This is a genomic window from Natronorubrum halophilum, assembly GCF_003670115.1.
Taxonomy (GTDB): Archaea; Halobacteriota; Halobacteria; order Halobacteriales; family Natrialbaceae; genus Natronorubrum; species Natronorubrum halophilum.
This window is the reverse complement of record NZ_QQTY01000002.1, coordinates 650583-673098: the sequence shown is the minus strand read 5'-3', so window position 1 is coordinate 673098 and position 22516 is coordinate 650583. Positions and strand designations below refer to the sequence as shown.

Genomic DNA, 22516 nt, shown 5'->3' with positions numbered 1-22516 from the left:
CCCCGTAGATCCGATATTCGGCTACGGTCGGCGAACCACGATCAACGTGGCTCAGTCCACGGACCGGCCGCCTCAGAACCGAAACCCATGGTGTCCACTTCCCAGACCAGCGCCGAAACCACGCATACGTCGATTCACAGCACCGTCTCGACTGATACGGTTTTGGCTTCGATTCACCAGTTCGACGCACACACGATCGCATCGACGTTCCCTGCGTTCGGCGAGCGATTCGGTGGACCGTTAGCTTGGGTGTCGCTACTCCGTCCGTCAGCGTTCGCGGAAGTGGCCCTGATCGTGGTGTTGTTTCTGTTGATCGGCGGGCTCATCGGTGTTCGTCTCACCAAATCGGTGTCGAGACGTGACATCGAGTTATCCACGCTCCCGTTGGTATCGAACGCAGCAGGTGAAAGCGAATCGACAGGCACGGACACCACACCTACCGATGATCACCACTCGTACGAGCGGTATCTCTCACCCGAGACACCACCCGAACTCTTGAGCGACGAGGGAGAGGTGGTTCGGCTGCTCGTTGCAAACCACGGTCGCATTCGACAGCATCAGATCGCCGAAGAGACCGGGTGGTCGAAGTCGAAAGTCAGTAGGATCTGTTCGCAGATGCACTCCGACGGCACGATAGAGAAGACGTCGGTCGGCCGAGAGAACGTCATTACCCTGTCCGATCGGGAGACAACCGACGAGACGCAGTTGGACGACGCTGAAAGACCGCTCCCGTAATCGCGCATCCAGTTCTCGCGCACCGCCGTATACTCGAGTCCGGTTCGGAAGCACTCGTGAACCCGTGACCGGTTCGGACGCGTTCGCTGACGAGACACGTTTTTCTGTGAGTCCGCCGCCTTCGTCGAGATAGCGTTTAGTATCCCAGTAAGGCGCTCACACGGACTATCCGCGGTTTCGTGAGACCGTCCGACGACGGCCTTCGGGCCGAGACACCGCACGGCTTCCCGGAGAGTTGCACCGATCACGCGTTTCGAGACGAGTCGAACCGGACGTACGTCATGATATCTCATCACGACGGGTCGAACGGAGCATAGATTGCAGAATGTGCAAACGAACTCAGCATTATGCTACCGATAGTGACCGTCTTATTCGTGGTATAGTAATGGCCCGAGTTGGCGTTGAGACGGATGAAGACCAGACCCGTTCGCAATCGTCGAATACGGGGAGACAACAACAATGAACCACAACAGCACTGTACGTCGGGCAGCCGTCTCGAGTCGACTGGACACGACCATCGCAGCCGCGAGTCGCCCCGTTACACACCGCTCGTCTAATAGTGTGCCAGGGCCGATAACTGCCACTCGAATGCGGGTGAGCGGCTGATGTGCGGGATTATCGCGCGGATCGGCCACGACGATGCGGCGGAGACGCTGCTTTCGGGCCTCGAGAATCTCGAGTACAGAGGGTACGACTCGGCGGGGATCGCCGTCCAGAACGGATCCGGAGTCAAAGTCCACAAGTGCTCGGGCGAAGTGTCCGACCTCAAATCGACCCTTGACGTCCATCCGAACGGAAACATGGGGATCGGGCATACCCGCTGGAGCACGCACGGGCCGCCGACTGACGAGAACGCCCACCCCCACACGGATACGGTCGGCGACGTCGCGGTCGTCCACAACGGTGTCATCGACAACTACGACGAGCTCAAGGCGGATCTCAAAGCGAACGGCCACGAGTTCGAAAGCGACACCGACACGGAAGTGATCCCACACCTCATCGACGAGTACCGGACGGAAACCGGCGACACCGAACTCGCCGTCCGTCGAGCCGTCGACACGCTCGAGGGAAGCTACGCGATCGCCGCGATCGTCGACGGCGAGAACGCGGTGTACGCCGCACGGAAGGGGTCACCTCTTGTTCTCGGACTCAACGACGAGGAGTGGTTCCTTGCCAGCGACGTCCCGGCGTTCCTCGATTACACGGACGAAGTGATCTACCTCGAAGACGGCGATATCGTCGTCCTCAACCCCGACTCCTATCGGATCACCGATCTCGAGGGATCGCCGGTCGACCGACCGGTCGACACCGTCGACTGGGACCCCGAGGACGCGGGGAAAGGCGAGTACGACCACTACATGCTCAAGGAGATCAACACCCAGCCGACGGCGCTCTCGAACACGATCGAGGGCCGAGTCGAGGACGGTGACGTCGCCTTCGAAACCCTCCCCGCCGACTCGTTCGAGGACATCGAGACCGTGCAGTTCGTCGCCTGTGGAACGTCCTACCACGCGGCGATGTACGGCGCACAGCTCCTGCGGACGGCCGGCGTTCGTACGGAGGTCATCCGCGCGAGCGAGTACGAGTCCATGTCCGGACCGGTCGACGAAAACACGCTCGTCGTCGCGGTCACCCAGAGCGGCGAGACTGCGGACACGCTCGATGCGGTCCGAAGAGCGACGGACGGCGGCGCACAATCGCTCGCCGTCACCAACGTCGTCGGCTCGACGGCTGCCCGTACGGCGGACGACGCGGTCTACATTCGGGCCGGCCCGGAGGTCGGCGTCGCCGCGACGAAGACGTTCTCCTCGCAGGCCGTTACGCTCGCATTGCTCACCCAGCGCATCGCCGCCGATGTGCCGGACGCGACGCCCGCCGAGGATCGAGCCGCGATGCTCGAGGACCTCGAAAACCTTCCACAGCACGTCGAAACCGTTCTCGAGACGAGTCAGGCCGAGGCGCTCGCCCGGGAGACCGTCGACAGCGAGTCGTACTTCTTTATCGGTAACGGGCTCGGCCACTCGGTGGCGCTCGAGGGGGCGTTGAAGTTCAAGGAGATCACCTACGAGCACGCGGAGGGCTTTGCGTCCGGCGAACTCAAACACGGGCCGCTCGCGCTCGTCACCGAGCAGACGCCGCTGTTTGCGGTCGCGACCGGTGACGACAAGAAGACGAAGACGAACGCGATCGAGGCCCAGTCGCGCGGTGCGCCGATCGTCGCCATCGGTCCGGACGAACACCCGCTCGTCGACGTCGCCGATACGCACCTGTCGGTTCCGGACACTCATCCCGTCTGGGCGGGGCTGCTCGCGAACGTTCAGCTCCAGTTGCTCTCCTATCACGCCGCGAACCTGCTCGGTCGGCCGATCGACAAGCCGCGCAACCTCGCAAAGAGCGTCACCGTCGAATGATCGGCGCGAACGGGACCAAGTGACTTTTTGACGCGTCTCCGACGCGGTGGATACGCCACAGTAGTACTAGCCGAACCGAGTGACACGCTGATCGTCTCGCGGCCATCTGATCACGTAGACAACGACGTCTCTTATAGGTAAAATCGAGTTGTGCATAGCCGATATCCAGAGCGCTTCGATGGGAGTTTTCGAGATACTGCTGAATGAACGACCACCGTTCCTCGCTGTCGGCCCGTAGGAAGCAGTATGACCCGTTCGGCTGCCGATCTTTGTTGTCCATCGTCTACTTATTGAATGGCGGTAAGGCGTTCGGTCATCTCTGCTTCAATCCACGTCGCAACTTCTTCAGGCGACTCGTCGGAGAACTCAACGACTTTGTCGAAGAATCCAGCCGTCCCGAGGAATCGAACTGCATCATAAATTGACGCACGCTCATCTAGTCCGACTGGTAAGGACCCAGCGCGTTGTCGGTACCCGTCGTGGAGTGCAGTCACGAGCCGTTCGTCATCTCCAAGGTCTCTCGATTCGAGTAGCTGGTTTTGCGCTCTGTGGAGCTCCCTGGCGGGGTCGCCGATATGCGCAATTTCCCAATCGATGAAGCCGAGCGTCGTTTCGCTCCGGAAGGAGTTTGGCATGGCCGGATCGCCGTGGACGAGAGTCGCAGGTGCGAGGTCGAGACGCTCTTGATTTGCTTTGACACCCTCGATCACCTCGTCATAATAATGCTCAAAGCGATCCGAAGACGCCAGTTCTCGCATCATCTCGATTCGCTCAACGAGGATAGTGGTCCACGATCCGGTATCGAGGATCAACCCGTCCGCATCACCACCCACGATGTGACTGTGTTGCTCGAACTCCTGAGAATTAACGTCTGCGAGGGCGATCCCGATTTGTTGGAGAACGGTCGTTCGTTTAGTTTTGCTCAACTCTGCCATTGAGCTGCGAGACTCCGCTCGCGCATCGGTGCCGTAACGAGATACGGGGGTTCACCGGTGGTCCCGCTTGTAACCACTGTTGGCACAACTACATTACAGTGTGTACCGACGTAGTCGATAACAGCACATTCCCGAGTGATTCGAGCCCCATCACTATCTGCGGCGATCTTTAGAAACACCGGTTTGCCGTCGGCGAACTCGACACGCACCGCCTCGTTTCGGTCGTTCCAAGACGGTCCCGCGGGAAGCACTTTCTCAATCTCTCGCTCGGGAAACGCATTAATGAGGGCTGCCGCGACGTCTTCGCCTGCTGTGATGTTGTCGTTTGTCATCGGTTCGCTCCGTACTGGATACGCTGGATATCAAGGGAGCTCTGGCGGGTAATTTGGGTAGTCTGCTGTACTGCTGGATCGGTCGTAGGTTGGCGTCTGTTCATATCGATTCTTGGCTCTTGGTGATCCCCCTCGAGTGCTAGCTTCAGGATGCTCTGAGAAGGCGAGTTGCAGCGAAAGATGGCGATCACGTGCACATCGGAACTTCGAACGACAGTGCAGTGGCTCGGAAGTCGGTCGAGAATCCGACTCGTTAGTCCAGTGGCTGAGGAACAAAAGATAGCGGTCCGCGTTTCGAATCTGTGGTTTCCCGTGACCGTTGATTCGAAGCCACGCTATAGATGCAGCACCGCTATGCTGCCGTACAGGATTTCTTCGGAAAACATCCGTCTTTGGTAGTGCCGCTTGACACGCGAGGACGGCCTCTTCTTCCTCACGTAGGACGACCGTCTGCTAAGTGAGCATCCTGTGAAGGACAACGCACGATAGATACAAATATATTATTTTATGACCATCTACTCCATCGGCAAATATCGAAAATCGGCGCTCGTCGCCAGAACGGTCGTCAGCCGGGCCGCGTCAGTGACGAGACTCGAGACGATACTTCGATCTACGTACGAGGGAACGATCCGCCGCGATTCGAGTACGAGGTGTTACGCGCCGAGCTACGCGCTCGGGATCCACAGTCGGAAAGTCAGTAAGCAGGTCGTCGGCACGTACTCGACGAACCGCGCGAACGAGAGCGGTCGACGATATCGATTCCGTTGGCCGGATCGGGGTGAAAGCGACGCTAGTTGTCTTCCTCGATCGTCAGCGTGATCGTGTCGTCGTCACCGTCGATCTCGACGTCGTTTTCGGCCGTTTCGTACCCGTCCGCGGAGGCGGCGATCGTGTAGTCGCCGTCCTCGAGATCGAACTCGGTCTCGCCGTCGTCGTCGGTCGATCCGTCCCAGGTGTCGCCCGTGCCGAAGAAGCCGGCGTCCTCCTCGACGGTGACGTCGGCGTCTTCGATCGGGTCGCCGTTACCGTCTTCGACGACGGTCGTCAGCGTGTGTGTCCCGTCGTCCGCTTCTTCCTCGAGCGTTAGCGTGACCGTCTCGTCGTCGCCGTCGACCGTGACGTCGTTCTCGGCCGTTTCGTAGCCGTCCGTGGAGGCGGTGATCGTGTACTCGCCGTCCTCGAGATCGAATTCGACCTCGCCGTCGTCGTCGGTGGTGCCCGTTTCGCTGACGCCGAAGTCGTCCACTTCGACGATGACTCCTTCGATCGGATCACCGCTGTCGTCTTCGACGGTAGCCGTTACCGTATTCGTCCCACCACTGTCGTTATCGCTCCCGTCACCCCCGTCGCCACCGGACCCGTTATCGCCGTCATCAGAGCCGTCATCGCCATCACCGGATCCGCTCCCGTCATCGGAGCCGCTACCATCGTCTCCAGAGTTGCTATCGCCATCATCGGACCCGCTCCCGTCATCGGAGCCGCTATCATCGCTACCGGAGTTACTCCCGTCGTCGCCGGAGCTATCTCCGTCGCTGTCATCGCTGCTGCTGTCGTTGCCGTCGGTTTCATCACCCCCGTTCGCTCCATCGTCGCCGGTAGTACCGGGATCGTCGTCAGCCGGTTGTGATCCCCCCAACTCGTCGCTGACAGCGCCGATCGCGCCGCCTATCGATGCGCCACTCGCAGCGAGCACGAGGCCGGCGGCTAACAACACGACGCCGCTGAGAGTAAGCAGTATCTGGATACTCGTCTGAATCGATCGCGTCTCCGCCCGCTCCTGTTGAACATTACGACGCATAGTTGTCTTTGAGATCTAGTGTTCGTCTGGCGATACGCTCGCCATCACGTCGGATGACGTTTCCACCGATTCTGACGCCGCGGTAGCCAACCGATCGGAACTGATCGTTTGCGTTCGCGCCGTCGGGGGCGATGGCCCCGCTGGCGGCGGCTGGACGCATAGTTGGGCCAGAGCACACTGTCGAAGCGGGCTCTTGTACCACACGCTTCGTTGCATTATGATAATTGTTCGTAGCTCTGCGGTTCACTATACGGCTATTAAGATCGTTTCATCCGCATGAACGATCCGTGCGGCGTGACCGGTACGCCCGGTATCGGCTACGAACGCTCGTGTCACCAGCGTGTCCACACGCCGATGTGCCGGTCCGTTATCACGTAACGCGTCTCCCATCCAACCGGTGTACCGTAACTGTAACAACTGTTGATACGGGGCCCCTTTTCGCGCAGCCACTCGGTGTGGCGTTTAATAGCCTCATAGTATCAACCGGTGGGGAAGGAGATACCAGGAAGATGAGTGACTATCGACTCGCGTTCAAACCAGCGATCGGTCTGTACGGTCAGCACGATCCCAGTGCTGTCCTGTTCGAGGACGGAACGCCAGTCTTCGGTATCGAAGCAGAACGGTTGACGCGGGAGAAGCACGCTCCCGAGACGTTTCCGACGGGAGCGATCGAGGCCTGTCTCGAGTTCCGAGACCTCGAGTTCACCGACATCGAAACGATCTTGCTGCCGTACGACCCCAGCCTCCGGTCTCGGATTCGCTCGCACTACGTCACCGACGCCCTCCAAGCGCCGGGGCTCGCGAGAAAGCTGTCCGCGCTCGAGGAGACGGTCGTCTCGGAGTGTCAGAGCCGGTTTGCACCGACGCGACAGGTCGAGCGTCGCCTCGCGGAGATCGACACCCCGGTTCCGCCGATCGAACTGCGCGCTCATCACCGCTGTCACGCCGCGAGCGCGTTCCACCCGTCGGGGTTCGACGACGCGCTCGTGCTAACGCTCGACGCAAAAGGGGAGTACGATTCGACGGTCGTCTGGCGCGGCGACAGCAGGGGGCTCACGCGAGTGCGAACGTACGAACACCCGAACAGTCTCGGGCTGTTCTTTGCAATTATTACGGAGTATCTCGGCTACCGGATGTTCAACGGAGAGGGGAAGGTGATGGGGCTGGCACCCTACGGCGAGGAGAACCCCGATATCGAGCGCACGCTTCGGACGTTCGTCGATAGCGGCGCGGACTACGACGTAACGTCGCTCACGAAACGCTGGGGCACCGGCCACGGCATCGAGTTGCTGGAGGACGCCTTCGATCGACCGCGAAAGGAGACGCCGGGGGAGTTCGACCAGTGGGAAAAAGACCTGGCGTACACGGCACAGAAACTCCTCGAGGAGATCGTCCTGGACATCGTCCGAGCGTACGTCGGAACGGTGAATTCCGGAAACGTCGCCCTCGCCGGCGGCGTCGCGCTCAACTGCAAGCTCAACAAACGGATTCGCGAGGCGACCGTCGTCGACGAGACCTTTATTCAACCCGTCGCAAACGACGCCGGACTGGCGCTCGGTGCGGGCTGGTCCGATCAGAAGCCGTCTTCGGTCGAGCGGCTGTCGACCGTCTACCTCGGGCCCGGCTACGACCGCGAGGAGATCGAATCGGAGCTGCAGATGAACAAGATCGACTACGCAGAGCCCGACCACCTCGAGCGATACGTCGCCAAACAACTCGCGGACGGGGCGCTGGTCGGCTGGTTTCGGGGACGGACGGAAATGGGTCCACGAGCGCTGGGGTCGCGAAGTATCCTCGCCGACCCCCGGACCGCCGCCTCGCGCGACCGCGTCAACAGGTTCGTCAAACATCGCGAGGAGTGGCGACCGTTCGCCCCATCGATGCTCGAGGAAGCCGCCGAAGAGTACCTCGTCGACGGCCAGCCGGCACCGTTCATGGTCGACGCGTTCGACGTCCGCCCCGAGAAGGCGGCCGAACTCGAAGCCGTTATTCACCCGTCGGACGGTTCGACGCGCCCGCAAACCGTTCGAGCGGACCAGAACCCGCAGTATCACCGCCTCATTTCGGAGTTCGAGAGCGTCACCGGCGTTCCGGTCCTGTTGAACACGTCGTTCAACGACCACGGCGAACCGATCGTCAACACGCCGACGGAAGCGGTGAAGGATTTCTACGGGATGGGCCTCGACTTGCTCGTTCTCGGCGATTACGTCCTCGAGAAGTCGGCACAACAGTTTGGCGGCTCCCGCCGGACCGACGAGTCGACTATCGATACGGGCGACGAAACGCGGGAGACGCTGACTCGGGATGCGGCGGCGGTGACGAGTCCCGACGAACACCTGCTACAGTGATCCGAGACACGAACAGCGGACGACGACCGAGAAGCGGTTTCTGAGACTCGATGTCAACCGTTCGTGACGGAAGCGGGCGAATCTCGTACGGTCCCCGTGCCGATCGGACCGGCCGCTCGTCGAGACGCGAATCCGTCGTTCTCGCGGGAATCGCGACGGGCAGCCGAACAATGATATAGCCGGCACACCCAGTACCCGCCAAGACCACTCGCTACAATGACGACTCATTATGATCACGCGCAGGTGCAGGAGTTCTGGCAGTACGTCTGGGAGCGAGACGACGTCTACGCGTTGCCCGAGGATGCCGAGGACCCGACCTACGTCCTCGGAATGTTCCCCTACACGTCGGGGACGCTTCACATGGGTCACGTCCGTAACTACGCGATTACGGACGCCTACTCGCGCTATCGGCGGATGCAGGGCGACGACGTGCTCCATCCGATGGGATGGGACGCGTTCGGACTCCCCGCCGAGAACGCCGCCTTCGAGCGCAAGACCGACCCCCGATCCTGGACCGAGGCGTGTATCCGTCGAATGCGCGAGGAACTCGAGACGATGGGCTTTGGCTACGACTGGTCGCGGGAGATCACCACCTGCGAACCCGAGTACTACCGGTGGAACCAGTGGCTGTTCAAGCGACTCTACGAGGCGGGACTCGTCGAGTACGAGGCCGCGTCGGTCAACTGGTGTCCCGACTGCGAGACGGTACTCGCCGCGGCGCAGGTAGCCGAACGGGACGGCGATCGGGTCTGCTGGCGCTGTGAGACGCCCGTCGGCCGCCGGGAACTCGACCAGTGGTTCTTCACGATCACCGACTACGCCGAGGAGCTCCACGACGGTCTCGAGGATCTCGACGGGTGGTCCGACGGGGTTCGCGAGATCCAGCGCAACTGGATCGGGCGACAGGAGGGCGCGCGGATCGCGTTCGACGTCCGCGATCACGGGTCGGTAGACGTCTTCAGCACCCGACCGGAGACGATCTACGGCGCGACTTTTCTCGCGGTCTCGCCCGGCCACGAACTCGCACGGGCGCTCGCCGAGGACGACGACGCGGTCGCCGACTACGTCGACACGGTTCGCGAACAGGAACCCGGCGAGGTGGGACTGTCGGGAATCGAGACGGATGCGACGGCCGCCCATCCGTTGACCGGCGAGGAACTGTCGGTCTACGTCGCCGGCTACGTGCTCGAAGACGTCGGTACGGGCGCGGTGATGGGCGTCCCCGGCCACAACGAGCGCGACCACGCCTTCGCGCTCGAGCACGACCTGCCGATCGAGCGGGTGATCGTTCCCGAGCCGTCGGCTACTGACGGCGATGAGAGCGCCGCCCATGGGGACGCGGACGAGGGTCTCGAGAACGGCCCCTACACCGGCGAGGGCGTCCTCGAGGGCAGCGGCGAGTACGACGGGACGCCGAGCGAAGCGGCCCGGGAGGAACTCGTCGCCGACCACGACGAACTCGAAGAGGACGTCACCTACCGGCTGCGAGATTGGCTGATCTCCCGCCAGCGCTACTGGGGGACGCCGATTCCGGTCGTCCACTGCGACGACTGCGGGCACGAACTCGTGCCGGACGACGAGCTACCGGTCGAACTGCCCGAGTTCGTCCGGACGACCGGAAACCCCCTCGAGGAGCACGACTCGTTCCGCGAGACCGAGTGCCCGAACTGCGGCGGCCCCGCCCGTCGCGAGACGGACACGATGGACACGTTCGTCGACTCCTCGTGGTACTACCTGCGCTTCCTCTCGCCGCACCTCGAGGATGTGCCCTTCGACACCGACCTCGCCGACGAGTGGCTGCCCGTCGACGTCTACGTCGGCGGCGAGGAACACGCGATCCTCCATCTGCTCTACACCCGGTTCTTCACGCGGGCGCTCGCGGATCTGGACTTGCTCGATCGCCGCGAACCCATCACGAACCTCAAGAGCCAGGGAACGGTGCTGTACGACGGCGAGAAGATGTCCAGTTCGAGGGGCAACGTCGTCGCGCCCCAGGAGTACGGCGCGGAGACCACGCGGCTGTTCGTCCTCTCGGCGGCCCACCCCGAACAGGACTTTGAGTGGACCGCGAACAACGTCCGCGGGGCCTACGACCTTCAGCAGACGCTCTACGGGATGGCAGCCGCGTTCGTCGACGAGGGCGAGACGCGCCTCGAGAAACGGGGTCACGACGACTACATCGCTCGGGAGACCGACCGAACGATCGCCGCAGTCACCGACGAGTACGAACGGTTCCGGTTCCACCGGGCCGCCACCGAGATTCAGGAGTTAGCGCGGCTGCTCCGTCGCTACCGAGCGTACGATCAGCCACACGGCGAGATCTATCGGCGCGGCCTGCTGACGCTTGCGGCCCTGATCTCCCCGATGGCACCCCACCTCGGCGAGGAATGTTGGAACAAGCTCCGGGGAGAAGGGCTGGTCGTCGAGGCCGACTGGCCCGAGCCCGAACACGACGTGAGTACCGCACAGCGCGAGCGCCGACTCGTGGAGACGACGCTCGAGGACGTTCGAGACATCGTCGACGTCGCAGCGATCGACGAGCCGGAACGGATCGAACTCGTCGTTGCTCAACCCTGGAAGTACGACGTGACGCAGCTGGTCGGCGAATACGTCGACGGGACGATCGAGGTCGCAGGGACCGAGGCGCTCGTCGACCAGGTCCTGACAGCCGATCTCGAGATCGACCGCGAGACCGTCGCCCCTTTCGTCGACGAACTGGCCGAACGGACGGGACGGAGCGACCTCGAGCGGGTGCTCACGGCCGAGGACGAACTGGCGATCCTCGAGCGAAGCGCGTGGCTCCTCGTCGACGAGTTCGACGCCGAGATCGTCGTCCGTCAGGCGGCCGACGATGACGACGTCGCGGGGAAGGCACGACCCGGGAAGCCGGCGATCCACATCGATTGAGTGGCGGCGATGGCATCGGAATCGAAACGCCAGTCGTCGACCGTCCGTTCGGTGGTGTCGGTGGCGAACGAGAGCACCGGCAAGCGGACGGATCTGTAACCCTTCGATATCGAAGGTAACAGTCCGCGTTCCCGTCGGAAACGCGATTAGGAAGGACAGTTTTATTCGACCGGGTTCGGTACAGTGGCGATATGACAGCGGGGGATGGAGACCGCATCGATATCGCGTATCGGGACGTACCGAGTCAGGCAGTTGTCGAAGCCGTCGCCGAGGCTGAAGGCGTTCCGCCCGAGCAATTGCAACCACCAACGTACGAACCGTTGCACTCCGTCATCGACCCGGAAGCGCTTGATACGCTCTTTGCACCACGAGCCGGCGATGTGGCGCGGGCCGGCGGCGAAGTCTCGTTTCGATTCTGTGGATACGATGTCACTATCGGTCAGGACGAATCAGTAACGCTCGAGAAACTGGACGACTGAGCCGGCTCTGCGGGACGCCGTCGACAGGTTCTCCGTCGTGACTGTCAACTGAATAATCGAAGGACGGAAAGACTCTTTTCGTCGAAGAATCCTACTACGGATGAATGGAGAGTCACTACGAGGCCCTCGGTCTCCCGTTAACCGCCGACGATCGGGCGGTTCGACGAGCCTACCGGGCGCTGTTGAAGGATCACCATCCGGATCAGGGTGGCTCTCGAGAACAGTTCCTCCGGATCAAGGGTGCCTACGAAGCGATCATCGGCGAACGGCCGCCCGAAGACCACGAACCGAACGCCAGCGCGATCGAACACAGCGACGGAGAGCTCTGTCAGTCCAGCCGGCCGACGTACGATCCCGACGAGGGCGACGGCGAGACCACCGGAAATCACGGTCTCGAGGGCCTGACGGTCAGCAGCACGCATCTCGCGGTAACGTTGTCCGCGCTGGTCCACGACGTCCCCCTCGAGCGTCTCGTCGACGGTCACGTGCCCGCAGCGGCCGACCGAACGGTCGCGTTCTTTCGCGTCCAGAATACGGGTTCGCAGACGCTCTCCTGGCAGGGGACGGCGAACACGAGCTTCATCGGTGACGACGGGTTTCTCTACGAGGGCTCGAGCATCGTGACGCCCCACGCCGAGCGGCTACCGGAGCGCTGGTGCGGGATCGACGTCGATATCGCTCCCGGGATGGCCCTCGACGCGATCGTCATCGCCCAGGAGATCCCGACGGACGTGACCGTCGAGACGGTGATGTACACCCAGCGCGTTCCTGATCCGGAGGGTACCGCGGACGACGGTATCGAGCGCTACCTCTTCGAACTGCGTCCGCTCGTCCGCGAACGACTCGATCGACTGCCGTTCTCGGCATAAACCGTCCTCGAGTCGCCGCGGTCCGGAACAGCAAGACAGATACGGGGCCTGTTCGAACAGTCAGTAATGGCAACCGCCGATGCGAGACGACGGCTTCGAGAACAGCCGATCGGTGCGACGATTTTCCTGACGATCGTCGGTTACGCGCTTGTTATCGGTACGTTCCTCCTCGATATCCCGATCTATCCGGATCTCACGCTCGAGCAAATCAACCTGCTCACGCATGCGATCGCGGTGATCAACACGGCCGCGACGGTGTGTCTAATCGCCGGCTGGTACTGGATCCGAGCCGGCGAGGTCGAAAAACACCGGCTGGCGATGATCAGCGCGTTCACGCTCATCTTGCTGTTCCTGGTCGTCTACCTGCTCAGGGTCGGCGGCGGCGGCGAGAAGTACTTCGAGGGACCCGATCTCGTCTACTACGTGTATCTCGCGATGCTCGCCGTTCACATCCTGCTTTCGATCGTCTCGGTACCGGTCGTCCTCTACGCGCTGATCCTCGGGCTGACGCACACGCCCGCGGAGCTTCGACAGACCGTCCACGCGAAGGTCGGCCGCATCGCCGCCGCCTCGTGGATCCTGAGCCTCGTCCTCGGCGTCGTCACGTACGTGATGCTCAATCATATCTACGGGTACACGTTCTAACGCCCTCGTCGTCTCCGCGGGCGGCGACTCGAGACCGGCCGTTCGTCGCGACAGTACGTCTTGGTATGGTATGACACAGTTTATTGCCGCCCGTCCCTAACCTCGGGTAATCGACGACCCCTCGGTCGCCGAGATTCAATGTCAGAAGGAGAGTTCCACTACACCGACCTGTACCGTGACGTGGTCCCGGCGGTCGTGTCGATCTACGTCGACGCACCCGACGCTCGAGCCGGCCGCGGGGCCGGTTCCGGCTTCGTCTACGACCGGACCGGCCACGTCGTCACGAATCACCACGTCATCGCCGGCCTCGCTCGAGACGGGGCCGGACGGAGTCGCGGACTCCCCGACGAGTCCGGCTCGCCAACGCTCGAGATTCGTTTCAGCGACGGCGACTGGCGCGTCGGCCGCCTCGTCGGAACCGATCCGTACACCGACCTCGCTGTCGTCGCCGTCGACGACCTCCCGGCGGCGGCGACGCCGTTACCGGTCGCGTCGACGAATCCGGCACCCGGGCAGCCGGTCGCCGCGTTCGGAAACCCGATGGGGCTCGACGGGACGATCACGACCGGCATCGTCAGCGGCGTCTCGCGAACGATGCCCGTCGGCGGCGGCTTCACGATTCCCGACGTCGTCCAGACCGACGCGCCGATCAATCCGGGCAACAGCGGCGGCCCGCTGGTCGCAGTCACGGCCGACGGGACGCCCGAAGTCGTCGGCGTCAATCGCGCGCGCAGCGGCGACAACATCGGCTTCGCCATCTCGCCGGCCGTCGTCGCCCGCGTCGTCCCCGATCTGCTCGAGACGGGACGCTGTGAACACGCCACGCTGCGCGTCACCACCCTCGACGTCTCGCCGGCGGTCGCCGACGCGAACGACCTGACAGAGCCGGGCGGCGTCCTCGTCGTCGACGTTCGGGAGGGACCGGCCAGCGGCGTACTCGGCGGCTGTCACTCGAGCCGACGCGTTCGCGGTCGCGAGGTCCCGGTCGGCGGCGACGTTCTCGTCGGGATCGACGAAGAGGACGTCCGCTCGACCGAGGAATTGACGAGCTACCTGCTCACGGAGACGTGGCCGGGAGAGACCGCCGAGCTAACGGTCCGTCGACCCGCGGGAGAGACGCGGGAGACGGTTCAGTTAGGGACGCGAATCGATCCCGGTGAGAATGGGGAGGCCGACGGTCGAATCGCGGTCCAGTAGCGGGAGCGGTATTATTGTCATCGCGATCGAAAGTGCGGGTATGCAGATCCGCGGCTCTCGCTCCCCGACCCAGATCGCGACGTTCCTCGAGGAGACGACGGTCCCCGTCCGGGTGGCCTGCCGAACGCCCGGCGGCCTCTGGATGGTCTCGCTGTGGTACCGGCCCAGATTCCCGAACGCGATCGAGGACGATTCCGAAACCGGCGCGGATCCCGACTGGGTCCTCGAGTGTGCCACCGCCTCGAGTGCGGATCTCGTCTCGTTCCTCCGCGACGATCCGGCCGTCGCCTTCGAGGTGTCAACGAACCGTCCGCCCTACCGGGGCGTTCGCGGCCGCGGGACGGCGTCGATCGACCCCGATCCGGAGAAAGAGACGCTGCGGGCGCTTCTCGAGCGATATTTCGGCGGGACCGACTCCGAACTGGCGAGAACCCTCCTGTCCGAGCGACGCGACGAGGTGACGATAACGATCGATCCCGCGGTCGTCTCCGGCTGGGACTTTTCCGACCGAATGCGGGACCTCGAGTAGCCACCCGGCTCAGTCGGTCCGCGGGATCGACCGGGCGCCGAGTGCGAACGCGATCACGGCTACGACCGCGAGAATTCCGAGGTTCGCTAGCGCTGGATCGACGCCCGCCACTGCGGCGGTTCCGGCCTCCGGATAGGTCGCCGCGCGAACGCCGCGCGCGAAGTAGGTCAGCGGCGAGAGGTTTACGAACGGCTCGAACCAGCCGGGAAGTTGCTCGAGCGAGATGAACGTCTCCGAGAGGAAGAGCAGGGGGAGACCGATGGCGTTGCTGGCGGCGACCGCCCCGTCTTGAGAGTCGGTGTAGCTGCCGAGCATCGCGCCGACACCGCAGAAACAGACGACGCCGACGAGGATGTAGGGCACGAGCAGCGGCGAGAACGCGATCTCGGCTCCGGTCAGGAGAACGACGAGCGCGAGGATGAGCAGGCTCGCGAGGCCGATGATGACCGCGTTGACGACGGTCTGGGCGAGCAGCCACTCCCCCCGGGTCAGGGGCGTCGTCGCGAGCTTCTCGAATCGGTTGCCCTCGCGGTGACGGGCGACCTCGCTGCCCATCCGCGAGAGGGGAGTAAAGAGCACGACGACGGCGAGATAGCCGGGGACGTAGTACGCCGCGGGCTCGGTGAACAGCCCCTCGCCCGTCGGATCCGTTCGCACGAGCGCACCGAAGATGACGATCAGGATCACCGGGAAAAAGAAGGTGAAAAAGACCGCCGTCCGACGGCGGATGAACGAGCGCCAGCCGGCGCTCGTCTCCGACCGAACGCGACCGAGTCGGCTCACGCCGTCTCACCCGTCTGTGAGAGGTCGGATTCCTCGGTCGAGTCGCCGCCGACTCGATCGGTTCGCTCGAGTTCCGTTTCGTCAGCCAGTTCGAGATAGACGTCCTCGAGGTCGGGTTCGGCCCACGTCAGCCCGGTGTACTCGAGGTCGCGATCCTCGAGGAAGTCGACGACGGCAGTGATCTCGACGGGGTCGATGTCGCGAACGACGACCGCGTCGTCCGGATTTCGACTCCGGCTCCGACCGCGTTCCGGTCGTTCGACCGGGTGCTCGAGGTCGGCGAACGCCTCGAGTCCGGCGGCCGTTTCGACGGTGAGGCGACTCGAGCCGCCGTGCTCGCGGACGAGCGCGTCGGGGGTCCCCCTCGCGATGACCGAGCCGTCGGCGAGGAGACCGACGCGGTCGGCCAGCCGTTCCGCCTCGGCCATATCGTGGGTGGTGAGCACGACGGTCGTCCCGCCGGCGGCGAGGTCTTCGATCAGTCGCCAGACGGTTCGCCGGCCGGCGGGGTCGATACCCGTCGTGGGTTCGTCCAGAAAGAGGACGTCCGGATCGTTGACCAGCGTCGAGCCGACGCAAACGCGCCGTTGCTGGCCGCCGGAGAGGTCCTCGTACCACGTTTCGCCGGCGTCCGCGAGGCCGACGTCGGCGAGGACGTCGTCGGCCTCGCGGGCGTCGTCGTAGAGTCCGGCGTAGTAGGAGAGCAGTTCGCGGGCGCTCAGCCGATCCGGCGGCGAGAACTCCTGCGGGAGGACCCCGAGTCGGTCCCGGTCGATGGCCGTCGGCGCTTCTCCGAGGACGCGTGCCGTCCCCGAGTCGGGTTCGGTCGTCCCCGTCAGCGCGCGCACGAGCGTCGTCTTGCCGGCTCCGTTCGGACCGATGAGCGCGAAGACCTCGCCGCTCGCGACGGAGATCGACGCACCGGACAGCGCGACCGTCTCGCCGTAGGACTTCTCGAGGGCCGTTGCTTCGACTACGGCTTCCATACGGGCCGGTTTCGGTCGACCGGGGGTAAGGGGTTCGATTCGTCGCCAGGGTCGTCTTCGACTCCCGGAATCCGAATTCGCCGTCGATCGCTCTCGGATCGGATCCGGTCTCCGCTCTTCTCGAAATACGACGTGTCTACTGCCCGTATTCTCGCCGTACACGAGACGGGGACGGGTTCGGTTTCACCCGTTTCATTCGCGCAGAACGTCAATGCGTCCACTTAACGAAGGAGGTATCCGTCGAAATCGGTCACATGGCGCTGGAGAATCAAACGGGCAGTTCAGACGACTACCGGGTTAGAACGTACGAACCGGGGGACCGTGACGGTATTCTCTCGTTGCTGGAGACCGAGTGGGGGTATCGACCGAGCGTCGACTGGTTCGACTGGAAGTACGTCGACGACCCGTACCTCTCGCACGTCCCGATCACGCTCGCCGAACGGGACGGCGAAATCGTCGCCATACAGGGGTACGTTCCCTGTCGGGTTCGCCGGGGCAAGCGCGTCGTCTCGGCGCTCAAACCGGTAGACGCGGTCGTCCACCCCGACCACCGCCGAAAGGGGTTGTACTCACGGATTACCGAACGGGGGATCCGTCACTACACCGATCGGGAGTCGGCATTTTTCTTCAATTTTCCGAACGCCGCGTCGCTCGGCGCACAGCAGAAACTCGGCTGGTCGGAGGTAACGGTGGTGCCGATGTACTACCGGCTGCAACGTCCCAGCGAACTGTTACCGACCGGTCAGGCTGCCGCTCCGGCCGGACGCGTGGCGGACTCCATCGCACGGACGGGTCTGGGACTCTGGGAGCAGATCGCGGCGACGAGCGCGGGATACGACGTCGAACGATACGCGTCGCCGCCCGGGAACGCTCTCGAGTCGATCTACGAGTCGGACGTTCCTCGCACCTTCCACGTCCACCGGGAAGCGCAGTACTACCGGTGGGTTCTCGACGCTCCGTCCGCCGGCCACACCGTGTACGTGGCCAACCGCGACGGCCGTCCCGTCGCCGCTCTCGTGACGCGATCCAACGGCGACGGGGACGTGATGGTGTTCGATGCAGTGCCGTTGGGGGCGAACCACGACGCGTTCGCCGACCTGCTCGCCGCGGTCATCGCGGACAACGAGGGTGCCAGCACGCTGTCGGTGACCGATCAAACGCTCTCGTCGACGCTGCTCTCCCGTTTTGGATTCGTCAGTTACGAGACGCCGATCCTCTCGCGGCTCTGTACCCCCACCCATATGGCGATTCGACCGCTCTGGAGCGAGGAGGGCACGGGTCCGTTCTCGCGGCGGGAACTCGCCGACGCGGAGAACTGGTCGCTCTCGTTTCTCGAGGTGAAAGATTAGGTCACGGAAGTCGCGGGTCCGGCTCGAGCGATAATCGCCCGGCCGAGGAAGCCGACTTCAGCTACCACCCGGCCCGGTATCTCCCGGTCGCGGGTGAGGTGTTCGATTCGCCGCGCCGTCAGTTGCGGTGTTCGATATAGTAGCCACTGAAAATCAATGCACACCTGGTCGCACGACTGTTGTGCGATCAGTGTGTAAATCGTTTCAGTTGTTACTATACCGTTCGAGATTCGAGACGGTCTGCCGACGCTCGAGGCGGGTTCCGCTCCGTCTCGAGTCGGGCTTACGAGAACGCTTATCAGCGGTTACGTCCATATGTACATAAAGGTAATTCATGAAGAAACTCATCAACGAACCCGACCGCGTCGTCGACGAAATGCTCGAGGGAATGGTCGCGGCCCACGACCTCCGGCGACTGGACGGAACGGAGGTCGTCGTCCGCGAGGACGCGCCGGTCGAGGGAAAGGTCGGCATCGTCTCCGGCGGCGGAAGCGGCCACGAGCCGACCCACGCCGGCTACATCGGTGACGGAATGCTCGACGGCGCGGCGGCCGGCGCGGTGTTCACCTCGCCGACGGCCGATCAGCTGAGCGAGATGATCCAGGCCTGCGACGGCGGCGAGGGCGTCTTCTGCGTCATCAAGAACTACGAAGGCGACGTGATGAACTTCGAAACCGCCGTCGAGATGGCCGGGATGGAGTCCGACGTCGAGGTCGAGTCCGTCGTCGTCGACGACGACGTCGCCGTCGAGGACTCGCTGTACACGTCCGGTCGACGCGGCGTCTGCGGAACGATCTTCGTTCACAAGGTCGCCGGAGCGGCCGCCCACCGCGGCGACGATCTCGAGGAGGTCAAACGCGTCGCGGAGAAGACCAACGACCGCGTCGGGACGATGGGGATGGCCCTGACCTCGTGTGTCACGCCCGAGAAGGGCGAGCCGACTTTCGACCTGAGCGCCGACGAGATCGAACTCGGCATCGGCATTCACGGCGAACCCGGCACCGAACGGACGGACGTGATGAGCGCCGACGAGATCACCGACCACCTCATCGAGGCCGTCCTCGATGACCTCGACCTCGAGTCGGGCGCGGAAGTCGCGACGATCGTCAACGGCATGGGCGGGACGCCGCTGATGGAGCTCTACGTCGTCAACCGTCGGCTGCAGGAACTGCTCGGCGAGGCGGGCCTCGAGACCTGGGACGCCCGGGTCGGCGACTACATGACGTCGCTGGACATGGAGGGCTGTTCGATCACGGTGCTCGAACTCGACGACGAACTGAAGGAACTGCTCGCCCACCCGGCCGAAACGCCCGGGCTGACGGTCGCGGGTGAGCGGTGAGATGGCGGCGGATCTCGACCATCAGTGCGACCTCGTCGTCACGGCGCTCGAGGCCGTCGCCGACCGGCTCGCCGAGGAGAAATCGACGCTCACCGAACTGGACTCGGCGATCGGCGACGCCGACCACGGCGCGAACATGAACCGCGGGTTTCAGGCGGCGCTCGAGCAAGTTTCCGAGAGCGACGCGGACGACCCGGCTGACCTCGTCAAGACGATCGGCGTCGCCCTCGTCTCGGAGGTCGGCGGCGCTTCCGGTCCCCTCTACGGCGGTTCGATCATGAGTGCCAGTCAGGAACTCGAGGGCGGGATCACGGCCGATTCCAGCGTCGCCTTCGCCGAGACCTACCTCGAGACCGTCGAGAGCCGCGGCAAGGCGTCGGTCGGCGACAAGACGATGATCGACGCGCTCACCCCGGCCGTCCACACCTACAAGAAATCGATCGAGGTCGACGACACAGAACCGCTCGAGGCGCTGGCCAAGGCGGTCGACGCCGCCCGCCGCGGCGTCGAGTTCACGACCCCGATACGCGCGAAGAAGGGGCGGGCCTCCTACCTGGGCTGGCGTTCCGTCGGCCACCAGGATCCCGGCGCGACGAGCACGTTCATGATCCTCGAGGAGTTGCTCGCGGTGGCGGCCGAGGAACTCGACGGCGATCTCGAGGGCGAAGTCGACGCCGAAGCGGACGTCGATCCGGCGGAACTCGAGGGCGAATCCGACGAGTCCGGTCCGACCGGTGAGACGGGCGGCGGCGGGAGCGAGGCCGAAAGTCCGAGCGAGGGGGACGACTGATGGTCGGCATCGTCGTCGTCTCCCACAGCGCCAAAGCTGCCGAGGGGATCTGCGAGATCGCCCGCGAGATGGGCGGCGGGGGCGGCCTCGAGCCCGTCGGCGGCGACCCGGACGGCGGGATCGGCACCAGCCCTGACCCGATCGGGGAGGCGATCGAGGCCGCGTCCGACGGCGACGGCGTGGTCGTCCTCGTCGATCTGGGCAGCGCCGTCATGAACGCCGAACTCGCGATCGAGATGGCCGGCGTCGACGACGTCGTCATCGCCGACGCGCCCGTCCTCGAGGGGGCGCTCAACGCGGCGGTCGCCGCGACATCGCCATCGGCCACCGTCGAGACCGTCCGCGAGTCCGCCGAGGAGGCGCGCGACGTCTCGAAGGTGTGAGCGTGACTACTCGCCGTCCAGCAGCGTCCGAACGTCCTCGCGCGTTTCCGCCTCGAGCGCTCGGTCGGCGAGCGCCCGCGCCTCCGCCGAGTCGATCTCACGAACTCGGCGTTTGACCGCCGGAATCGCGATCGGGCTCATGCTCAATTCTTCGACGCCGAGACCGATCAGCAACTCGGTCACCGCCGGATCGCCGGCGAGTTCGCCGCAGACGCCGACCCACGCGTCGCTGCCGTGGCTCGTCGTCCGGTCGATCGCCCGGAGCACCGCGGGGTGCAACGGATCCTGCAGATTGGCGACGCGTTCGTTCTCGCGGTCGGCGGCCATCACGTACTGGGTGAGGTCGTTCGTTCCGATGCTCAGGAAGTCGACGCGCGCGGCGAGTTCGTCGGCCACGAACGCTGCCGACGGAGTCTCGATCATCACGCCGACTTCGGGACGCTCGCGATCGACGCCCTCCTCGGCCACTTCCGACGCGGCGGCCTCGAGCCTGGCGAGCGCTTCCTCGAGTTCCTCGATCGTCGCGATCATCGGGAACATCACCGCGAGATCGCCCCCGTCCTCGGTCGCGGCCGCTCGACAGATCGCCCGCAACTGCGTCTCGAAGAGGTCCGAAAGCTCCCCGAGGGCGACCCGAATTCCGCGAGCTCCCAGAAACGGGTTCCGCTCGGGCGCACCCTCGCGGTAGGGCAGCGGTTTGTCCCCGCCGACGTCGAGGGTTCGGACGATCACTCGTCCGTCGGGGAATGCCTCGAGCGCGTCCGCGTACGCCTCGTACTGCTCGTCCTCGGTCGGCGGCTCCTCGCGATCGAGAAAGAGGAACTCCGTCCGAAAGAGGCCGATCCCGTCGGCACCGCGGTCCGCGGCGGCCGCGAAATCGTCGCCGCCGACGTTCGCCGCGACCTCGATCGGCCGGTCGTCGGCGGTTTCGACGGGCTCCGCGATCGGCTCGAGATCGCGCTCTCGTTCCGCTCGCGCTCGCGTCTCGGGGTCTGGATCGACGATTACGAGACCCCGTTCGCCGTCGACCACGACGCGGGTTCCCGCCTCGAGTTCGCGCAACTCCTCGCCGACGCCGACGACGGCGGGGAGGCCGAGCGCCCGCGCGAGAATCGCCGCGTGGGCGGTTCGCCCGCCGGTGACCGTCGCGACGCCGGCGACCGCGTCGGGGTCGAGCCCGGTCGTGTCGCTCGGCGTCAGTCGCTCCGCGAGGAGCACGCTACCGGAGGGAATACCGGTCGACTCGCGTCCGAGGAGCGTTCGAACGAGTCGGTCGCGGACGTCCCGGAGGTCGTCGGCGCGTTCGGCCATCGATCCCTCCATCGCCTCGAACTGCGCGATCGGATCCTCGAACGCCGCCCGTACGGCGTGTGCGGCCGGCAGTCCGTCGTCGATCGCCTCGTCGATGCCGTCCTCGAGTTGCGGATCGGTCAGGAACGCCGCGTGCGCGTCGAAGATCTCCGCTTCGCTCTCGCCGACGCGCTCGGCGGTCGCCTCCCGTTCCCGGTCGAGCGCCTCGAGCGCCCGCTCGCGAGCGTCGGCGACGCGTTCACGCTCGGTCGACGGGTCGACGGCGTCGGCGTCCGGCGGGTCCGGCAACTCGAGGTCCGCCGCGAGCCAGTGGACGGGACCGACGCCGACGGCCGGCGTGACGCCGGTTCCCTCGAGTCGTCGTTCCTCGTCGGACTCGGTCATCGACCG

19 protein-coding genes are annotated in these 22516 nt (G+C 64.3%); 13 read left to right on the top strand and 6 right to left on the bottom strand.

The window, feature by feature from the left end; genetic code table 11:
• Nucleotides 1-495 precede the first annotated feature (495 nt).
• Nucleotides 496-735, top strand: a complete 240-nt coding sequence (locus tag DWB23_RS23855) for a helix-turn-helix transcriptional regulator (protein WP_338044145.1) — start codon at nt 496-498, stop codon at nt 733-735.
• Nucleotides 736-1340: 605 nt separating this feature from the next.
• Nucleotides 1341-3146 carry a glutamine--fructose-6-phosphate transaminase (isomerizing) gene (gene glmS, locus DWB23_RS09370; protein WP_121742546.1) on the top strand — a complete coding sequence of 602 codons (1806 nt, stop codon included), beginning with the start codon at nt 1341-1343 and terminating at the stop codon, nt 3144-3146.
• 287 nt (nt 3147-3433) lie between these two features.
• Here glmS and DWB23_RS09365 read toward each other — a convergent pair whose 3' ends face one another.
• From DWB23_RS09365 to DWB23_RS09355, 3 genes are all read right to left on the bottom strand, one after another.
• Nucleotides 3434-4081 carry a phosphotransferase family protein gene (locus DWB23_RS09365; protein WP_238717380.1) on the bottom strand — a complete coding sequence of 216 codons (648 nt, stop codon included), beginning with the start codon at nt 4079-4081 and terminating at the stop codon, nt 3434-3436.
• Nucleotides 4069-4413, bottom strand: a complete 345-nt coding sequence (locus DWB23_RS23430) for a protein kinase family protein (protein WP_238717379.1) — start codon at nt 4411-4413, stop codon at nt 4069-4071. Before DWB23_RS23430 ends, DWB23_RS09365 begins: the two co-directional genes overlap by 13 nt.
• Before the next feature lie 790 nt (nt 4414-5203).
• Nucleotides 5204-6211, bottom strand: a complete 1008-nt coding sequence (locus tag DWB23_RS09355; protein WP_121742544.1) for a carboxypeptidase-like regulatory domain-containing protein — start codon at nt 6209-6211, stop codon at nt 5204-5206.
• A gap of 509 nt (nt 6212-6720) precedes the next feature.
• Here DWB23_RS09355 and DWB23_RS09350 point away from each other — a divergent pair.
• The 7 genes from DWB23_RS09350 to DWB23_RS09320 all read left to right on the top strand — a co-directional run bounded on the left by DWB23_RS09350 (nt 6721) and on the right by DWB23_RS09320 (nt 15185).
• Nucleotides 6721-8559, top strand: coding sequence for a carbamoyltransferase family protein (locus tag DWB23_RS09350; protein WP_121742543.1), 1839 nt, complete (start codon nt 6721-6723; stop codon nt 8557-8559).
• A gap of 216 nt (nt 8560-8775) precedes the next feature.
• Nucleotides 8776-11466, top strand: a complete 2691-nt coding sequence (gene leuS / locus DWB23_RS09345) for a leucine--tRNA ligase (protein ID WP_121742542.1) — start codon at nt 8776-8778, stop codon at nt 11464-11466.
• Nucleotides 11467-11657: 191 nt separating this feature from the next.
• On the top strand, nt 11658-11945 hold the full coding sequence (locus tag DWB23_RS09340; protein WP_121742541.1) for a HalOD1 output domain-containing protein: 288 nt from the start codon (nt 11658-11660) through the stop codon (nt 11943-11945).
• Nucleotides 11946-12049: 104 nt separating this feature from the next.
• The gene (locus DWB23_RS09335; protein WP_121742540.1) at nt 12050-12814 is read left to right on the top strand and encodes a J domain-containing protein; all 765 of its coding nucleotides are present in this window, start codon (nt 12050-12052) and stop codon (nt 12812-12814) included.
• A gap of 66 nt (nt 12815-12880) precedes the next feature.
• Complete coding sequence (locus DWB23_RS09330) at nt 12881-13459, top strand: DUF420 domain-containing protein (RefSeq protein ID WP_121742539.1); 579 nt, start codon at nt 12881-12883, stop codon at nt 13457-13459.
• A 138-nt stretch (nt 13460-13597) separates the two neighbouring features.
• Nucleotides 13598-14656 carry a S1C family serine protease gene (locus tag DWB23_RS09325; protein ID WP_121742538.1) on the top strand — a complete coding sequence of 353 codons (1059 nt, stop codon included), beginning with the start codon at nt 13598-13600 and terminating at the stop codon, nt 14654-14656.
• Nucleotides 14657-14696: 40 nt separating this feature from the next.
• On the top strand, nt 14697-15185 hold the full coding sequence (locus DWB23_RS09320) for a pyridoxamine 5'-phosphate oxidase family protein (RefSeq protein ID WP_121742537.1): 489 nt from the start codon (nt 14697-14699) through the stop codon (nt 15183-15185).
• Between the two features lie 9 nt (nt 15186-15194).
• Here DWB23_RS09320 and DWB23_RS09315 read toward each other — a convergent pair whose 3' ends face one another.
• Nucleotides 15195-15968, bottom strand: coding sequence for an ABC transporter permease (locus DWB23_RS09315; protein ID WP_121742536.1), 774 nt, complete (start codon nt 15966-15968; stop codon nt 15195-15197).
• Nucleotides 15965-16954 carry an ABC transporter ATP-binding protein gene (locus DWB23_RS09310; RefSeq protein WP_121742535.1) on the bottom strand — a complete coding sequence of 330 codons (990 nt, stop codon included), beginning with the start codon at nt 16952-16954 and terminating at the stop codon, nt 15965-15967. Before DWB23_RS09310 ends, DWB23_RS09315 begins: the two co-directional genes overlap by 4 nt.
• Before the next feature lie 254 nt (nt 16955-17208).
• Between DWB23_RS09310 and DWB23_RS09300 the strand changes: the two genes are divergently transcribed.
• The 4 genes from DWB23_RS09300 (at nt 17209) to dhaM (ending at nt 20815) form a co-directional block, all read left to right on the top strand.
• Nucleotides 17209-18303, top strand: a complete 1095-nt coding sequence (locus DWB23_RS09300; RefSeq protein ID WP_121742533.1) for a GNAT family N-acetyltransferase — start codon at nt 17209-17211, stop codon at nt 18301-18303.
• 334 nt (nt 18304-18637) lie between these two features.
• Nucleotides 18638-19642 (top strand): dihydroxyacetone kinase subunit DhaK, encoded by a 1005-nt coding sequence (gene dhaK / locus DWB23_RS09290; RefSeq protein WP_121742531.1) that lies wholly within the window; start codon nt 18638-18640, stop codon nt 19640-19642.
• A 1-nt stretch (nt 19643) separates the two neighbouring features.
• The gene (gene dhaL / locus DWB23_RS09285) at nt 19644-20432 is read left to right on the top strand and encodes a dihydroxyacetone kinase subunit DhaL (RefSeq protein WP_121742530.1); all 789 of its coding nucleotides are present in this window, start codon (nt 19644-19646) and stop codon (nt 20430-20432) included.
• Nucleotides 20432-20815 carry a dihydroxyacetone kinase phosphoryl donor subunit DhaM gene (gene dhaM / locus DWB23_RS09280; protein ID WP_121742529.1) on the top strand — a complete coding sequence of 128 codons (384 nt, stop codon included), beginning with the start codon at nt 20432-20434 and terminating at the stop codon, nt 20813-20815. Before dhaL ends, dhaM begins: the two co-directional genes overlap by 1 nt.
• Nucleotides 20816-20821: 6 nt before the next feature.
• Here the strand turns inward: dhaM and ptsP are convergent, their stop codons facing one another.
• Nucleotides 20822-22510: a phosphoenolpyruvate--protein phosphotransferase gene (gene ptsP, locus DWB23_RS09275; protein WP_121742528.1), complete on the bottom strand. Its 1689-nt coding sequence runs from the start codon at nt 22508-22510 to the stop codon at nt 20822-20824.
• Nucleotides 22511-22516: the final 6 nt, after the last annotated feature.

What these genes read in the sequence shown, in the direction of transcription:
- dhaL (WP_121742530.1), top strand. Translation starts at nt 19,644, where the DNA reads ATGGCGGCGGATCTCGACCATCAGTGCGACCTCGTCGTCACGGCGCTC.
- DWB23_RS09310 (WP_121742535.1), bottom strand. Translation starts at nt 16,954, where the DNA reads ATGGAAGCCGTAGTCGAAGCAACGGCCCTCGAGAAGTCCTACGGCGAG.
- DWB23_RS23430 (WP_238717379.1), bottom strand. Translation starts at nt 4,413, where the DNA reads ATGACAAACGACAACATCACAGCAGGCGAAGACGTCGCGGCAGCCCTC.
- DWB23_RS09300 (WP_121742533.1), top strand. Translation starts at nt 17,209, where the DNA reads ATGGCGCTGGAGAATCAAACGGGCAGTTCAGACGACTACCGGGTTAGA.
- DWB23_RS09320 (WP_121742537.1), top strand. Translation starts at nt 14,697, where the DNA reads ATGCAGATCCGCGGCTCTCGCTCCCCGACCCAGATCGCGACGTTCCTC.
- DWB23_RS09340 (WP_121742541.1), top strand. Translation starts at nt 11,658, where the DNA reads ATGACAGCGGGGGATGGAGACCGCATCGATATCGCGTATCGGGACGTA.
- DWB23_RS09335 (WP_121742540.1), top strand. Translation starts at nt 12,050, where the DNA reads ATGGAGAGTCACTACGAGGCCCTCGGTCTCCCGTTAACCGCCGACGAT.
- glmS (WP_121742546.1), top strand. Translation starts at nt 1,341, where the DNA reads ATGTGCGGGATTATCGCGCGGATCGGCCACGACGATGCGGCGGAGACG.
- DWB23_RS09365 (WP_238717380.1), bottom strand. Translation starts at nt 4,081, where the DNA reads ATGGCAGAGTTGAGCAAAACTAAACGAACGACCGTTCTCCAACAAATC.
- DWB23_RS09325 (WP_121742538.1), top strand. Translation starts at nt 13,598, where the DNA reads ATGTCAGAAGGAGAGTTCCACTACACCGACCTGTACCGTGACGTGGTC.
- leuS (WP_121742542.1), top strand. Translation starts at nt 8,776, where the DNA reads ATGACGACTCATTATGATCACGCGCAGGTGCAGGAGTTCTGGCAGTAC.
- dhaK (WP_121742531.1), top strand. Translation starts at nt 18,638, where the DNA reads ATGAAGAAACTCATCAACGAACCCGACCGCGTCGTCGACGAAATGCTC.
- DWB23_RS09330 (WP_121742539.1), top strand. Translation starts at nt 12,881, where the DNA reads ATGGCAACCGCCGATGCGAGACGACGGCTTCGAGAACAGCCGATCGGT.
- dhaM (WP_121742529.1), top strand. Translation starts at nt 20,432, where the DNA reads ATGGTCGGCATCGTCGTCGTCTCCCACAGCGCCAAAGCTGCCGAGGGG.
- ptsP (WP_121742528.1), bottom strand. Translation starts at nt 22,510, where the DNA reads ATGACCGAGTCCGACGAGGAACGACGACTCGAGGGAACCGGCGTCACG.
- DWB23_RS09350 (WP_121742543.1), top strand. Translation starts at nt 6,721, where the DNA reads ATGAGTGACTATCGACTCGCGTTCAAACCAGCGATCGGTCTGTACGGT.
- DWB23_RS09355 (WP_121742544.1), bottom strand. Translation starts at nt 6,211, where the DNA reads ATGCGTCGTAATGTTCAACAGGAGCGGGCGGAGACGCGATCGATTCAG.